The organism is Pseudomonas sp. HD6515 (assembly GCF_024971855.1).
GTDB classification, from domain to species: Bacteria; Pseudomonadota; Gammaproteobacteria; order Pseudomonadales; family Pseudomonadaceae; genus Aquipseudomonas; species Aquipseudomonas alloputida.
Map to the genome: position 1 here is coordinate 150144 of NZ_CP079828.1, position 16153 is coordinate 166296.

The window sequence follows — 16153 nt, forward strand, 5'->3', positions numbered from 1 at the left end:
AATTTTCAGGTCACTCCGGGGTTATGCTTCATGCGAAATCATGGCTGCCGACACGTTAGCACTTGCTGCGTGCCTGTGATTTCTATAATGACAAGAAAGCAATTCACATTGAAGCTCTGCCAAGCTGAAGCCTGGAGTGTTAAATGAATAATAAAAGTATTTATGGCCTTTCTTTGATTGCCCTTGGAATGAGCATCGGGCAAGTCGCAGTGGCGGCGGAGCAAAAACCGGATGGATTTATCGAGGGGAGCTCTATCAATGTGCTCAACCGAAACTTCTATATCAATCGAGATTATCGTAAGGGGCATTCCAGCCCTACCGGAAACGGCTATGCCGAAGAATGGGCTCACGCCATAATTGGGCGATTCGAGTCAGGGTTCACTCAAGGCACCGTAGGTTTAGGTGTCGACTTGTTTGCAATGCAGGGAATCAAGCTAGACTCTGGTGATGGGCGCTCCGGAGCTCGTAGTTCGATAGATGTAATGCCCTATAATAGCAAAGGCCAGCCAGAAGATACCTACTCGAAAGTAGGCGGGGCCGCAAAGGCTAGTTTTCTGGATACAATTGTCAGGGTCGGCGATGTGTTCCCGTCTACACCTGTTGTTGCATACGGAGACTCTCGATTGCTACCGGAAAGCTTTCGAGGTATAACGTTTACAAATACCAGCATCAAAGACCTCAGCCTTCAGGGTGGGCGTCTACATGCTATGAGCCAACCCAACTCCAGTAGTATGCGTGACGGCTTCGCAACCTTCTATGCCGGGGCAGTTGATGCGCCTTGGATTGCCTACTTGGGCGGTGATTACACTGTCAACGAGCATCTCGGCGTAAGCCTTTACACTAGCCAATTCAAAGATGTCTGGAACCAGTACTACGCGGGCACCACTTTGAGCTATCCGCTCTCGGAAAACATGACGCTGATAGGTGGGTTGAATTACTACCGGGCTGTCGATGAGGGGAAAAAGCTACTGGGTAGTTTCGATAACAATATCTGGAGTGGTAAGGCCGGAATCAAGTTTGGCGCTCACACAGTGAGCGTTGGATATCAACGGAACAATGGTAATGATGATTTTGATTACTTACGTCAGTCAGACTCCATTTTTCTGGATAACTCCATCCAGTACAGCGACTTTAACTCCCCTAAAGAGCAATCGCTGCAGCTACGTTATGACTTGGACATGCAAGCTTTCGGCATACCTGGCCTGAGTTTCATGACTCGCTACGCTAAGGGCTGGGATGCGGACTATTCGAATGCAAACAGTATCTATATGCGAAGGGGCGAAGATGGTGATCCTCTGCGAGATCAAAAGCGCTGGGAGCGAGACATTGAAGCGAAGTACGTCGTTCAATCAGGTTCTTTGAAGGACATGTCATTCCGTGTTCGCCAGGCAACGACTCGGGCAACAGACTTCGAGTCAGATTTGAATGAGGTCCGTCTAATCATCGAATATCCATTGCAGCTGCTATAGTAGCCATCGGTTACCGATCTTCGGCGTTTGTTTTTCAAGTACACCCGTCCCCTTGTTACTCCTTTAGTTTGGAGACGGTTTAGGCGCCCTTAAGGCGCCTTTTTTATCCGGCTTAAGAATCAGCTAGCAATTGCTTGCCATTTACAATCGACATAGCACGTTGCGACTAGAATACTGAGCAATTTAGCTGGCGATTCATATCGAGAAAATGACACTGATTACAAATAGCATAGACATACGAGCTGAAAGATGTGTTGAGTTTTTTCTGAGCCTAGAGCATTATGAATGCGCCCTAACTAAAAGAAATCTGCTCATTAAGCATCACAGGAATTTGAATTTAACGTGCTGATGAAATACGAGCGCCCTACGCCATGGCTTTACGAGGGCGCAGCTCACAATATTCAAATAGCTGGGTAGTCCATAATCACCTCATCGATTCCTGTCTTGGTCAAACCAATAATCTGATAGGCGTCTCGCTTCCCACCAACTTCCATCCCAGGAGAACCTGCCGGCATGCCCGGCGCTGCAATCCCCATTAGATCATCGCGATTGCTGATCGTGAAAATCTGCTCGACTGGCACATGGCCCTCAACAAACTTCCCATTAATGACTGCGGTATGGCACGACGAAAGCCTGGGGGGAACGCCAAACTTCTGCTTAGTCGAACTCATATCCATTTCGACATGATCGACTACGGTAAGTCCGCTGTCTTTCAAGTATTGAACCCATTTTTTGCAGCAACCGCAGTTTGCATCACGATAAACATCAATTTTCATGGGGTCTGTAGCATACGCTGCGGTGCCAATAAACAAGGCTGCAAATGTCGCAATGCCTAAGGATGCTCCGATCAACTTGTCGTGCAGCCGCGGCAAGTTGCAATTTTCCAGGCACCTACAGCGTCATTGGACGAAAAGTGACCGAAAAATCATGTACGGAGAGCTTTTTCGACCGGTTCTCCGTGTTAAACGCGAACCTCACCCATACCCATGAGCTGTTTTCGAACCCTCCACAGGTTTGCCAGGGCGAACAGCGTGGTCAACTGAGCCGTGTTTTTCATCAGCCCACGAAAACGTATTTTCACGTAACCAAACTGCCGCTTGATCACGCGAAACGGATGCTCGACCTTGGCCCGTGTCTGAGCCTTGCAGAACTCGATCTTGCGCTTGGCTTTGTACAGTACGCTGCGCTGGTTCAGCTTGGAATAGGTGCTGCGACGCGCTGCAATCTGCCAGATCACCCCCCGATTTTCATGCTCTTCGCGCCTTTCGACACCGGTGTAACCGGCATCTGCATACACGGCGTTTTCTTCGCCATGCAGCAGTTCAGCCACCTGCGTGACATCGGCCACATTGGCAGCGGTGCCATGGACGTGATGCACCAGGCCGGACTCGACATCGGCACCGATGTGCGCCTTCATCCCGAAGAAATACTGACCGCCTTTCTTGGTCTGGTGCATCTCGGGATCACGCTTGCCTTCTTTATTTTTGGTCGAGCTGGGGGCATGAATAATGGTGGCATCGACGATGGTGCCTTGGCGCAGCGACAGGCCTTTTTCCTGCAGATAACCATTGATGACCGCAAGGATTGCCGGTGCGAGCTGATGCTTCTCCAGCAAGTGCCGGAAGTTCATGATCGTGGTGTCTTCGGGGATTGGCGCGCTCAGCGTCAGGCGTGCGAACTGGCGCATGGGCGTGATTTCGTAGAGCGCTTCCTCCATGGCCGGGTCGCTCAGGGAGAACCAGTTCTGCAACAGATGGATGCGCAGCATGGTTTCCAGAGGATAGGGTTTTCTACCGCCGCCGGCCTTGGGGTAGAACGGTTCGATCAGCTCCAGCAGGCCTGCCCAGGGCACCACCTGATCCATTTCGGCGAGGAAGCGCTCTCGGCGGGTTTGCTTGCGCTTGCCGGCGTACTCAAAGTCGGAAAAGCTCATCTGGCTCATGGGCGGCTCGGATCAGGTGTTGCGGGGATTCTCGCATAACTGAAGGCTTGTTCGGAGATTCCCTAAGGTTCGCAGTTTTACTCTGTTTTGCATGATCAGCTCTCTTACCGTAAAGGGGCTTCGTGGTTCTGCGAACTCTTTACGAAGCCTCACTTTTGAACCAAGTATTAAGTAGATTGGAACAAGCTATATCTTTGGCTCAAAACCACATTCTAACACCAACTACAAATCTAGCTTCATTGGTATTTTCTCCTTCATCACTGGCCAAATCGGCAGTCTTCCCGTAAGAACGATTCCAGGAGATGCCAATATAGGGGGCGAATTCACGGATAAGTTCGTAGCGCAATCGTAGGCCTACTTCGGTGTTAGCTAACCCGGAACCAATACCGCGCTGTGGGTCGTTCTTCCCATAGAGGTTCGCTTCAAACGTTGGTTGCAAGATTAGGCGGTTGGTGAGCAGAATGTCATAATCACCTTCAAACCGAGCCGCGGTTTGGCCATTTTCGCCGATGAAAGCTGTTGCTTCGGCTTCAAAGTTATAGAGAGCCATACCCTGAATACCCAGGGCTCCCCAGGTCTGCGGCGAGCCAGGTTTGAAATCTTGGCGAACGCCAGTGACGACATCCCACCACGGACTGATCGCATGCCCCCAGAGCGCCTGGAGTTCAGCACTTTCTGTTACGCCATTGGTGCGCTCGCCTTCGGAGCGCAGCCATAAACGATCAATATCACCACCAACCCACCCCTTGGCATCCCAAGCCAAAGCGCTTCCATTGTCCGCATCCTGATACTCAAGCTTATCAAGCAAAATAAACGAGTTTAAGCTCTTATCGTGAACGCCATGCCCGGCCACCGGTGGAAAGGCTGCGGCGCGATCAGTATCGGTAAGCACCGGGATAGGGGTTCGACTGGTCGTGGCAGCCCCTCCGCCCATACTCTCCATCCCGTCCATTTGTCCGTCGCCCATGTTCATCATGCTGTGATCCATGGTGCCCATTGAACCGTGATCCATCTTGGAGTGATCCATAGGACTGTCTTTAGATTTGGTTGGCTCAATCTGTGACATTGTCGATGGATTTGAGTCCTTAGCTGATGGCATTGCCTTCGAATGCTCCATTTCTTCGGCCGCATGTGCAATGCCCAAGAATGCAGGACTGACAGAAACAGCCAGCGCCACAAGGGTCGGCCGTAAAAATTTGTTGGTCATGATCTCAATCTGCCCTTTTGATTTTTGGGTCATGATCCACCGACTCATGGCTCATTTTCCTGTGATCCATAGAACCGTGAACAGGTTCATATCCGCTTGTTTTGGTTCCCGGCTCGCTGGTTGCGACCGCATTTGCCGTAAGAATGCTATCGCCAATCACCTCTGCCGCCAGTACCACAGACGAAACAGCACCCAACAAGCCGATGGCTAAGGCGTAACTCACCAAGGATTTACGATTCGGGTATTTGCTCACAGATCGTCTCCTTTACTCATCGACCCGAACTTCACGGAACATGCCCATTTCCATATGGAAAAGCAGGTGGCAGTGGTAAGCCCAGCGTCCTAGGGCATCGGCCGTGACGCGATAGCTGCGTTTGGTTCCTGGTGGCATATCGATCGTGTGCTTGCGCACCATAAACTGACCGTTCTCATCCTCCAAGTCACTCCACATACCGTGGAGGTGGATGGGGTGGGTCATCATAGTGTCATTCACCAGTGTGATACGAAGGCGCTCACCGTACTTGAGGCGAAGCGGCTCGGCATCAGAGAATTTGATACCGTTAAAAGACCACGAAAACTTCTCCATGTGGCCGGTCAAATGCAACTCGATGGTGCGATTAGGCTCGCGACCATCAGGATCTTGGAACGTACTCCGCAAGTCAGAATAAGTAAGCACACGACGACCATTATTCCGCAACCCGATTCCAGGATCGTTTAACTTCGGTGCTGGAGTCATGGCTTGCATATCAACCAATGGGTTGTTGGTTTCTGACGATGGGTGACTCTGCATCTCCGCCCCCATGCCAGCCATTCCTGGCATGCCACTATGGTCCATCCCAGCCATCTTGCTGTGATCCATGCCGGCCATCGTGGGCATGTCAGCTTTGTCCATGCCTGCCATCTTGCTATGGTCCATACCGGCCATGTTAGGCATGTCGCCACCGCCCATGCCGGTCATATCGCTTGAGGACATACCCGTCATCTTGCTGTGATCCATGCCGGCCATACCAGACATGCCATCACCTCCCATGCCAGCCATGCCCCCATGGTCCATGCCTGCCATACCGCCCATCCCCATGTCATCCATAGTGATGATAGGTCGTGGGTCAATTGCTGGAATTGATGACTTCAGTCCTTCGCGTACGGCCAAAGTCCCGCGGGCATAGCCGGTTCGGTCCATGGATTGAGCGAAAATTGTGTAAGCTTCCTCAGTGGCTGGCTCCACAATTACGTCATAAGTTTCTGCCACTGCTATGCGGAATTCATCGACGCTGACTGGCTTGACATACTGACCATCGGCAGCCACTACCGTCATTTTCAGGCCTGGGATGCGAACATCGAAATAGCTCATGGCAGAGCCGTTGATGAAGCGCAATCGCAGCTTCTCTCCTGGCTTGAAAATACCAGTCCAGTTGCTATTAGGAGCCTGGCCATTCATAAGGTAAGTGTATGTATCTGCGCTGACATCACCGAGGTCAGTTGGGCTCATGTTCATTTCAGCCCACATCTTCCTATCAGCTATTGTCGCGGCCCAGCCTTTGTCGCTGACGTCGTTGATGAAGTCACCAACGGTACGTTTATGATGATTGTAGTAGCCGGACTGCTTCTTGAGCTTGGCCATTACACGACTAGGGGCTTCATCCGTCCAGTCAGTTAGCATCACCACATAATCGCGGTCGTACTTGAAAGGCTCTGGCTCTTTCGAGTCGATTACGATTGGTCCGTAAACACCCGCTTGCTCCTGCAGGCCTGAGTGGCTGTGGTACCAGTACGTCCCGTTCTGGTGAACCTTAAATTTGTACTCGTACATGCCATCAGGAGCAATACCGTGAAAACTCAGTCCCGGCACCCCATCCATATTGGCCGGCAGGATGATTCCATGCCAATGGATAGAGGTGTCTTCATCGAGACGGTTTTTCGTAAGCGCTCCATGAACCCCACATTCAAAGCGCTTACCTGATCCTCGATGCTGTGCTCCCGATTTCTTTCTGGAGCTCGCCGACCATGATGCGACCCGACGCCAAAGTCGAAAAAGTGTACCTCTACCCCAAGCCTGTCGACTTTCGAAAATCCATCGATGGCCTGGCCGCATTGGTCGAACTCGATATCAAAGTGGCGGTGTTCGACCCAGTGCTTTTCGTCTTCCTCAACAAGCCGCGCAACCGCGTGAAGATCCTGTATTGGGAACGCAACGGCTTCTGCCTCTGGCTCAAACGCCTGGAGTCCGAACGTTTCAAAACTTCACCTGATCCGACTGACGTCGCCATTGTCCTGACCGTTCAGGAACTGAACTGGCTACTCGATGGCTTCGACCTCTGGCGCAACCGTCCGCATCAGGTTTTGACGCCTCGATACGTCGCCTGATTCGGTATAATCCGCGGCATGATTTCCATGCCCGAAAACCTCCCTGACGATCCTGTTCTGCTCAAGCAACTGCTTGAGCAGATGATCCACGAGCGCGCGTCCGACAAGGGCAAGATCGTTCATCTCGAAGAGGAAGTTGCGCTGTTGCGCCAGCGCTTGTTCGGGCGCAAGACCGAGCAGACTGGCGATACGGCGACACCACAGTTGCCACTCTTCGACGAAGCGGAAAGCCTGGCCGAGCCCTTGGATGAGGCTGACGACGAAGAAGTCGTTGCGCCAACCAAACGCCGTGGCAAGCGCAAGCCGCTGCCAGCTGATTTGCCGCGTATCGAAGTTGTCCACGAACTGCCCGAGCATGAACTGACCTGCGCTTGTGGCTGCCGTAAACATGCCATCGGTGAAGAAGTCAGCGAACAACTTGAAATCGTCCCGATGCAGATTCGCGTCATCAAACATGTTCGCAAGGTGTACGGCTGCCGGGACTGCGAGTCAGCGCCCGTAACGGCGGACAAGCCCGCCCAGATGATCGAGAAAAGCATGGCCAGCCCGAGTGTGCTGGCCATGCTGCTGACCACCAAATACGTAGACGGCTTGCCGCTTCACCGCTTCGAAAAAGTGCTGGGGCGTCACGGTATCGATATCCCGCGCCAGACCCTGGCACGCTGGGTGATTCAATGCAGCGAGCACTTTCAGCCGCTGCTGAATCTGATGCGCGAAAGCCTGTTGAACAGTCGGATCATCCACTGTGATGAAACACGTGTGCAGGTGTTGAAAGAGCCTGGTCGTGAGCCCAGCAGCCAATCCTGGATGTGGGTGCAAACCGGCGGCCCACCTGATCGCCCGGTGATCCTTTTCGACTACGCCACCAGCCGAGCGCAGGAGGTGCCGGTGCGCCTGCTGGACGGCTATCGCGGCTATGTCATGACCGACGACTACGCCGGTTACAACGCGCTGGCCGCACAGGACGGGCTGGAGCGATTGGGCTGCTGGGCGCACGCGCGCCGCAAGTTCGTCGAAGCGCAGAAAGTACAGCCCAAGGGCAAAACAGGACGCGCTGACATCGCATTGAACCTGATCAATAAGCTCTATGGCGTCGAGCGCGACTTGAAGGACAGTGACGACGAAGATCGTAAGGTTGCCCGCATGGAGCGCAGCCTGCCATTGCTGACTCAGCTGAAAAACTGGGTAGAGAAAACGCAACCTCAGGTCACGACGCAGAATGCCTTGGGCAAGGCCATCGGTTACTTGGCCAGCAACTGGAGCAAATTGGAACGCTACGTCGAGCACGGCTACTTGCCGATGGACAACAACGCGGCCGAGCGTGCGATCCGCCCGTTTGTCATCGGGAGAAAGAACTGGTTGTTCAGTGACACGCCCAAAGGTGCCACTGCCAGCGCACAACTTTACAGCTTGGTAGAAACGGCCAAAGCCAACGGCCAAGAACCCTATGCGTGGCTGCGCCACGCACTGGAACGCCTGCCGCAGGCGTGCTCAGTCGAAGACTACGAAGCGCTACTGCCATGGAATTGCACACCTCACATACACAGCTAGGTGCGCTGCCCATCTTTGGTTAGGTGGGGTTTATGGAGCGCTTACGGTTTTTCACACGCAGCGTAACGGTCTCCCCTTCACGCCAGCGAAGCAGCGGCCCCGGCAATGTGCCATTAATGGTCATTGCGGTACGTGCTGAGCCAGTGATGTTTACAGGGGTTTCACCAATAAACAGATCAAACTCGTTGCCAGTTAGCACGCTTGGAAAGCCCGGGCTTGCCACGGTGTCGGCGCTGATTGAAAATTGACCCACCCTGCCGATTGAAAAATGACCCAGGGCTGCTTGCCGATTTAGACCCCGGCAATTGTGGATAAGCCTAGCAGTCGACAGCGTCGTAAAAGTGCTGACCCTGCACTCAGCAAGGCCAGCCCAAAGAGGTCAAAACGGGTCGTCCTCCGCCTCCTCGATATCCTGTCGCCTGCGCTCCCTCGCCTGGATCTTGGTCTTGGCCACTAAGGTGCTGTTTTGCAGGCGGTACGATTCATTCCCCGTCTCGACGATGTGGCAGTGGTGGGTCAATCGGTCGAGCAAGGCCGTGGTCATCTTGGCGTCGCCAAATACGCTCGACCATTCGGCGAAGCTGAGGTTGGTGGTGATGATCACACTGGTGTGCTCGTAAAGCTTAGAGAGCAAAGTGGAACAGCAAGGCCCCGCCGCTCTGGCTGAAAGGTAGGTAGCCAAGCTCATCAAGGATTACCAGATCTGCACGCAGTAGTCCTCGGGCGATACGCCCTGTCTTACCCTCGTGCTTCTCACGCTCCAGCAGGTTGACCAGATCGACCGTGGAGTGGAAGCGTACACGCTTGTTGTGTTGGGTGATGCTGGCCACCGCCAGGGCGGTGGCGAGGTGCGTTTTACCGGTGCCAGGGCCGCCGATGAACACCACATTTTGAGCTGTGTCGGTGAAGGTCAGAGTGGACAGTTCCTTGATCAGCCGGGCATCAGCGCTGGATACACCGAAGTCGAAGCCAGCCAGATCGCGGTGTATGGGCAGTTTCGCCATATTCATCTGATGATGTACCGAGCGCACTGCCCGGTCGGCGTGTTCCTGATCGAGGAGATGCTCGATCAGCCATTTCGATGAGGCGGTGGTGGATTCACCTTGTGCGGCCAGATCTGCCCAGGCAGTGGCCATGCCGTGCAGGCGTAAGTCTTTGAGTTCCTCTGTAAGATCACGCATTGCGCACCTCCTCATCTGTGCTGCGCAACCGGTCATAGCGCGCGGTATTGGCGATAGGGGTAACTTTCAGTTGCAGGTTGGTTTCGACCGAGGGTGGTGCTTCACGGGTGGTCAGACGGGCCACGATATTGAGGATGTGGTCAGCGCTCAGGCTGCCAGATTCCAAAACCAGCTCAACCGCTACGAGGACAGCATCCAGGCCAGCGACGGGCACGGCGGCCAAGACCTGGGTCATGACCCGATCACCCTGTAGATGCCGCCGCAGCCCGCGCCTGAGCAGGCGTAGTGGCTTGGGTAGGTCGGCAAACGGGGCACCATTGCGTAGGGCTCCCGGTTTACGCTCAATGAGGGGGATATAGTGTTGCCAGTCGTAGCTGACCTGATCGCGATCAAACAGGCGCTCGTGGCTGGCAATCACACCATCATCGGCAATCACGACGATTCGCGAGGGATAGAGCCGACTGCTGACCCACTGGCCAACACGCTCACAGGGTACTGAATAGCGGTTGCGGGCCACGTTGATCAGACAGGTGCTGGAAACGCGAACCGTGCGCTCTACATAACCGTCGAAAGGCGTCGGCATCGGCATCATTTCGACGCGCTCCAGTTCTAAGACTTCTGCAACGGTGAGGCCGTTGTACTGCGGATGGATCAGCTCGTGCCACAGAGCCCGACAGCGCTGGGCAAGCCAGGCATTCAACTCTTCGAAGCTATGGAAAGTATTGTCGCAGGCAGACAGCCAGATGCGGCGCCGACTATCTTGGACATTCTTTTCGACGATACCTTTTTCCCAGCCGGACGCTACGTTGCAGAAGTCCGGGTCGAACAGGTAGTGCGAGCACATCACCATGAAGCGAGCGTTGACCGTGCGGCCTTTACCCTTGGAGACCTTGTCGACCGCCGTTTTCATGTTGTCGTAGATGCCGCGACGCGGCACGCCGCCCATGGCGGCGAATGAGCGGGTATGGGCATCGAACAGCATTTCATGCCCTTGGCTGGGATAGGCCACTAGCCAGAAGGCTCGGCTGGCACATAGCTTCATGTGCGCGACCTGGACACGTCGGAAAACACCGCCAATCAGCAGGCCTTCCTCGCTCCAATCGAACTGGAAGGCCTCGCCCAATGCGAACGCCAACGGCACAAATGCCCGTACCGCCTTGCCTTGCTCTCCGCGCCAATGACGAACGAAGGCAGTGAGCTGGCTGTAGCCGCCGTCATAGCCTTCAGCGCGGATCATGGCCAGCAGCGCCTTGGCACTGCGACGATGTTGCTTGGCCCTCAAGGCATCAGCCCGCAGCGCCTGCTCCAACATCTCGTGAAAGGGACTGAGCTTGTTGAACACGGCTCGACGCTGATAAACCGGCTGCTTGGACTCCGACGCTCTGACCCATTTTCGGATGGTGTTGCGCGACAGGCCGGTGCGCTTGGCTATCTCATGCAACGACAGCTTGTCGCGGAAATACATCCGCCGAATTTTGCCCATCATTTCCATGCTGATCACCCTGTGTTCTCCTGCTCAAAAATTGAGCAGGTACAGTGGAACACCTGGGTCAGTTTTCAGTCAGCACAATGGGCGAAACTGGGTCAGTTTTCGGTCAGCGGCAACACAGGAAGGCCCTCTACCAATGCCAAGGCAGCCTTATACTTCTCCTGATATTTCTGCTTCAGCAAGGAATACATTAAAGTATTAACGCCCTTAGCCTTAAGCGTATCTAACTCAAGTTTCAACCCTGCCAAGTCGGCTATTAAACCTTCTGATTTTTTGTCCATGGCCACACGATCCTAGTGTGCAGATTCTGAAAGCTCCGCCCAAGATAGGGTTAGGTCAGCGACGTCAAAAAAAAAGCTACCTCTTGAGAGGTAGCCTTTGATGAGTTAAGCAAATAGATCCGAGATCGCCAGATTTTGAACCGCAGAATCAACCTTCATCGACTCCAGGACCTGTTCGTGCTCGGCGTTACTGATCGAATGATGGCGTATGTAGGAACGCAGATCGGTACCCGCTAGATCGCGCGCCATGCGTTGCCAGAATTGCGCTCGGCGAGCCATTGCATCGTACTCAGCAGCCTTGCCCTTGGCCAATTTGACCATGCCGTTGTTCAGGTAGAACTTGGCACTATCAGTCGGAGCCAGGCTTTTTGCCAAGGTGTAGAACGCATCATCGAACTCGTCTACGAAACACATTGCATCTGCCGGGTCGATCTCCATCTCGGCGGCTTCTTCGTAGTAGACGATGTTGCGATCCTTACCCTCAAAGCGGTCACGGATCGTTCGCATTGCCGGACGTCCAGGGTAGCGGTGCTTGTTGGTGGCTTCGAGGTAGGCATCCTGCAAGCCCATCTCCTGCGCCGGACTCTGCCAGTCATCGAACTTGAACCAGCGCTGCTCTGGGATGATGCCCTTCTCTACGGGAGTGACATCGTCGATCAGGTAGCGCTTCCCCAAGACACGGATCTCATACCACTCCGACAAGGCCGGGAAGGCATGGTCGAAGCCGTAGCTCAGTGACCAGGCAAAGTCGATGGCCAGCAGATTCTTCGCCGTGATGAATTGGAAGGTGACTCCACGAAGGATCTCGTTGGATTCCGTCCTTTCCAGCTCGCCGCGGAACATCCGCGCATCGTGCTCCTCTGCCCGCTCCTCCTCCAACACATCCAGGGTCAGCAGGTACCGCAACAGTTCACGGCGCATTTCTGCGTTGTAAGCTGTTCCTGTGACGTTGATGTAGCCGGCGTCCGAGTGTGTTCGCCCGATCCAGTCTCGACGCCCCATATCCCAGCGGGTGTTGATGAGATGGTTCCGGAAGCGATTTATCCCGGACATGTGCCCGTGTTTCTCGGGCGCAGACGCAATCATTGCCTCCATGGACTTGTCACGCTCACCGGTGACCGTGCACCAGGCACAGCCAAAGCGAGATCCGCACGCCGCCTTGTTACCACCGTCGCCGGTAATGATCGCGCACGTGCCTTCATTGGCTTCCTTGTAGAGCTCCAGGCACCAATCGAAGTTATCGACGAAGGTCCGATAAGGACCGCCACGCTTCGCCTCGCACGCCATGAGGAACTCCCACACCTCCTCCATCTCCCAGTCAGCGATGATCGAGCAGTTGTACGAGCCGTGCTCATTGAGCACCAGCCGGCCAGCCTCCTCCTCACCCCGTTCGCGCATATTGGCCGCACGGGTTGCCGACTCTGACAAACGGGTGCCCACGAAGGTCACTAGCTCACCTGGAGACTGCAGCGTCGAAAGCAGCTGCTTGAGGGCCTTCTGCTGCGGGCGCAGCTTCCAGTCGATCGAGCAGCTTCGAGAGGCGCCAGCAAAGACCGGCAGTTTTCCACGGCCAAGGGTGGCGTAGGCAAACGTCGAGGTCATCGAGGGCTGCACTTTGACCACTGTGATTGGCAATCTCTGCTTGGTGCAATACATCTCCAGCTCAGTGATCATCGCCTCGGCATAGATGTCCATGCCTGGGTTTTCAGTGCCGGTGTTGGCGTTTGTGACAAAAGCCGCCGGCACGTACAACCCGGCCTCGACACGGCGCCGGATAGCCTCCAGCATCAGTACCAGCACAACCGTGCTGTCCTTACCGAACGAGGTAGCAGAGCTGCAGGTGAATCCTTGATCGATGATCTGGTCGATGCGCGCAATGCAGGCTTCCGCTCGCGCAACGATCCGGGCAAAGCGACCAGCACTGTCCAGGGCTGGAATAGCGTGGGTGTAGTCGTTTAAGGCGATCAGTTCGGGTACAAGCATCTGATTCATGTTGGCATCTCCAGAAGGAAGTAGGCTTCGTATCGTGGGGATGCTCAACAGCGAGCATGAATCTTCTGAACTTGACGACATCGGCTGTCCAATCAATCCGGCTCAGGCTATCGCCATTAACTACTCTTCATCGTCGAAGCAGCACATGCCAGGCGCCTGGTTATCTGAGTCATCAGGTAGCACCTGGCGACCTCTCATAATGCCTTCACATACAAGCACCCACGCGATGTCGAACGTTGGGGACGTGATGGGCGAGAGGCATGGGGAAGGCGCAGACTGGCCAGGTCCTGCGCCAACCAGGTCAGAGCGTTTCGATCATGAGTTGTAGCGGCGCAGCGCTGGCGCCGAGTAGAGCTAGGTGCTGTAGGTTTGATGCGCTGAAAAACGCATTTCCCGCTGCCACAACTGCCTGAGCTCTGGCTAGGTGCATTGGCACCTCGCCAACCCACTTGGCGGTGGCGCCCAATGCCCGCGGCTTCATCGTGAGCACGTCCGCCGGCGAAGTTGTGGCCAAGTTGCGGATCGGAGTGATCAGGTTGCTGATCATCAAAGTCTTCGTGTCACCCTTGAAGAAGTCGAGTCCATCGATCCTGGCGAGTACCACGGTGTTCGTGGGCCATCCAAGGCCGTCATCTGGCCTGCGATTGCTCGTCGCGAAGAACGCCTCTGCTTCTCGCTCGGTCATGGGCACTTCCTTCTCGATCGCCGCATAACCGCGCTCCGCTCTGCCTTTAAGGCGCTGGTAGGTCACGGTACCGATAGCGCCCATGAGGCGCTGCTTCAGTTGGACCAAGGCCTGATAGTCACGGTCCAGCTGCTCGATGAGGGGCATCATTGCGCCAAGGCCTTCAATCATCGCAGTGATGGTGTCGATCCGCCGGCGCCGATCAATGAGTGCATCAATGCGTTTTCGTTCCCGATTGAACGAGACCCCAAAGTGAGTCCTGCCACAGTCACCGCCGATCGCCGTCTCTTTCCCGTCGCTGGTAGAAATCAGGTACCCAGTGAGGTGCGGTTGGCGGCAGCTGGCAATCCCGCAACTGACTCTATCCTGAAAGCGGTATGGAGCCAGGACAGCGCCAAAACGCCGCTGGTCGTGAGGGAAGAATGCCAAAGCCTCTTCAAAATCCGGCCTGGCCCGCAGATCGTCGTAGCTTGAAATGAGCTCCGGTTCTTCAGTCAACAACTGGTCAATCTCCAAGTCAATTGGTGATGGCAGGGTGCTAACTGTATTTAATCACAGTGTCAGGCTGTGTGGTGATCAACGGGCGCTGGATCTGTCACCAGCGGTTAACTGGGCGCGCAGGAGAAACCCCTGAGGTATGAGATCAGTCTGCCTCAGAGGGGCGCGGACCGGCGGCAGCCGCCCATTGTTCCAGCATGTCTCCATGCTTCGCCCAAAACTCCTCGTGCTTGGCGTCCTGCTCAGCGAGCGCCTCGAACACCCGCGTCGGCCAACCCATGAAGGTGACATTCCTCATTTCGTTGTTGAATGCGTAGATGCTGGCGCAGGTCGCTCGGTTGGCGCCGCCTGGATACAGCGAGTAGCGGAAGCGGTCACGGATCTCGATCACCTCCATAACCCGGACCTGCGCTATGATCGCGAGGACTATCAGAACAGCCTGGGTCATTTCACCTGCATTCTTGCCGACCTTGCGCAAGTAGGCTGGACGTTGACTTACAGGTTTGGCTAACAGCTCCCGGATGAAGCCTTCTGATTCCGTTTCGAACACGTGGAGTTGATCAACTGAAAGGGCATCGAAGGTCTCTTTTACCTGTACCAGGTCGAAGGACTGCTTCAACCAAGTCGCCAACGCCAGTGCATCCTGCCAGGCAAATTGCTCGTAGCTAGCCATATGCGCATCACGCGGATCTGCTTTTTGCCGCCTCATACCCCAGAATCCCCACATTCAAGCTGATTAATTTGTCTCATCACATGCACGTCAACTGCAGATTACGGGCGGGGCAGAGCCTAATAGGCTGGCGGGGCAGCCACAAGGGTGGAGGGGATGCCACTAGATCGGTAAGGCACTTGACTGCTAACGCCCGCAGCCGGCCGATACGCGTAGTACCTTGGGCGAGTATACGAATCAAACAGATTTGCCGGGCCAGTGGTGAGACCTGATGGACCGCCAAACGGTAAAACCCCCAGCCTTGGCCGGGGTGTGTAAAGCGTTTACTGAAAGCTGACCACGCAGCAAGCGCACTCGTCAGAGCTGCGTGCGGTGATGGCTAACCGGAAAAGACCCTGAATATCAGTCAGCCGGGGTTTTCCTTTGATCAAGACCAGGACCAGCAGCCGCGGCCTCACTGGCGAGAGGCCAGTTCAGCAGCCCGGGCGGCGGGCGATGGAGTTTCTTTGATTAGGCGGGCAAGGAAGGCGGTGTAACTGGCCTGCTCGTTGATGTGCATGATGCAGGCGAGGAAGTCTTTGCGCTTGCGCTCAAGCCAATGCTCGGCCTTGGCGGAGCCCTCAATGGGCAGGCGTTGGGTAAAAAGGGTGTAGTCGTTTAGGGCGACCTGTTGTGGCCAGGTGAGTTCGGATACGAGCAGCTGATTCATATTGGCATCTCCAGGAGGATGTAGGCTTCGTATCCTGGAGATGCTCAACACCGAGCATGAAATCTGCTCGGCAAAACGACATCGACAGCCCAGTCCTACCGGCGCAGGCTATCGC

General features: G+C 54.9%; 13 protein-coding genes and 3 pseudogenes. 3 read left to right on the forward strand and 13 right to left on the reverse strand.

All coding sequences use genetic code 11. The features are described from left to right. The first annotated feature begins 143 nt into the window (after nt 1-143). On the forward strand, nt 144-1469 hold the full coding sequence (locus KW568_RS29765; RefSeq protein ID WP_004576072.1) for an OprD family porin: 1326 nt from the start codon (nt 144-146) through the stop codon (nt 1467-1469). A gap of 401 nt (nt 1470-1870) precedes the next feature. Here the strand turns inward: KW568_RS29765 and KW568_RS29770 are convergent, their stop codons facing one another. The 5 genes and pseudogenes from KW568_RS29770 to KW568_RS29790 form a co-directional block, all read right to left on the reverse strand. Continuing rightward, nucleotides 1871-2332, reverse strand: a complete 462-nt coding sequence (locus tag KW568_RS29770; RefSeq protein ID WP_259539373.1) for a DUF411 domain-containing protein — start codon at nt 2330-2332, stop codon at nt 1871-1873. Between the two features lie 98 nt (nt 2333-2430). Further along, complete coding sequence (locus KW568_RS29775) at nt 2431-3411, reverse strand: IS5-like element ISPa41 family transposase (protein ID WP_003117291.1); 981 nt, start codon at nt 3409-3411, stop codon at nt 2431-2433. A 199-nt stretch (nt 3412-3610) separates the two neighbouring features. Beyond that, the gene (locus KW568_RS29780) at nt 3611-4651 is read right to left on the reverse strand and encodes a copper resistance protein B (protein WP_028700055.1); all 1041 of its coding nucleotides are present in this window, start codon (nt 4649-4651) and stop codon (nt 3611-3613) included. After that, nucleotides 4623-4871 (reverse strand): hypothetical protein, encoded by a 249-nt coding sequence (locus tag KW568_RS29785; RefSeq protein WP_146018932.1) that lies wholly within the window; start codon nt 4869-4871, stop codon nt 4623-4625. Before KW568_RS29785 ends, KW568_RS29780 begins: the two co-directional genes overlap by 29 nt. Nucleotides 4872-4883: 12 nt before the next feature. Next, a pseudogene (locus KW568_RS29790) lies at nt 4884-6536 on the reverse strand (copper resistance system multicopper oxidase); the annotation flags it as partial. Nucleotides 6537-6622: 86 nt separating this feature from the next. Here KW568_RS29790 and tnpB point away from each other — a divergent pair. Continuing rightward, complete coding sequence (gene tnpB, locus KW568_RS29795) at nt 6623-6982, forward strand: IS66 family insertion sequence element accessory protein TnpB (protein WP_010954006.1); 360 nt, start codon at nt 6623-6625, stop codon at nt 6980-6982. 18 nt (nt 6983-7000) lie between these two features. Beyond that, nucleotides 7001-8533: an IS66-like element ISPpu13 family transposase gene (locus KW568_RS29800; RefSeq protein WP_029885958.1), complete on the forward strand. Its 1533-nt coding sequence runs from the start codon at nt 7001-7003 to the stop codon at nt 8531-8533. A 43-nt stretch (nt 8534-8576) separates the two neighbouring features. On the opposite strand, the pseudogene KW568_RS29805 reads toward KW568_RS29800, so the two are convergent. The 8 genes and pseudogenes from KW568_RS29805 to KW568_RS29840 form a co-directional block, all read right to left on the reverse strand. Continuing rightward, a pseudogene (locus tag KW568_RS29805) lies at nt 8577-8723 on the reverse strand (multicopper oxidase domain-containing protein); the annotation flags it as partial. 189 nt (nt 8724-8912) lie between these two features. After that, a pseudogene (istB, locus tag KW568_RS29810) lies at nt 8913-9714 on the reverse strand (IS21-like element helper ATPase IstB). Continuing rightward, nucleotides 9707-11197, reverse strand: a complete 1491-nt coding sequence (istA, locus tag KW568_RS29815; protein ID WP_080574871.1) for an IS21 family transposase — start codon at nt 11195-11197, stop codon at nt 9707-9709. Before istA ends, istB begins: the two are co-directional and overlap by 8 nt. Nucleotides 11198-11298: 101 nt before the next feature. Further along, nucleotides 11299-11484: a hypothetical protein gene (locus tag KW568_RS29820; RefSeq protein WP_004575968.1), complete on the reverse strand. Its 186-nt coding sequence runs from the start codon at nt 11482-11484 to the stop codon at nt 11299-11301. 105 nt (nt 11485-11589) lie between these two features. After that, entirely contained in the window at nt 11590-13476 is a 1887-nt protein-coding gene (locus tag KW568_RS29825) for a phosphoadenosine phosphosulfate reductase family protein (RefSeq protein WP_004575969.1), read from the reverse strand. 301 nt (nt 13477-13777) lie between these two features. Continuing rightward, nucleotides 13778-14662 (reverse strand): hypothetical protein, encoded by an 885-nt coding sequence (locus KW568_RS29830; protein WP_016487012.1) that lies wholly within the window; start codon nt 14660-14662, stop codon nt 13778-13780. Between the two features lie 142 nt (nt 14663-14804). Continuing rightward, nucleotides 14805-15368: a hypothetical protein gene (locus tag KW568_RS29835; protein WP_169739411.1), complete on the reverse strand. Its 564-nt coding sequence runs from the start codon at nt 15366-15368 to the stop codon at nt 14805-14807. A 415-nt stretch (nt 15369-15783) separates the two neighbouring features. Then, on the reverse strand, nt 15784-16038 hold the full coding sequence (locus tag KW568_RS29840; protein ID WP_016487010.1) for a hypothetical protein: 255 nt from the start codon (nt 16036-16038) through the stop codon (nt 15784-15786). Nucleotides 16039-16153: the final 115 nt, after the last annotated feature.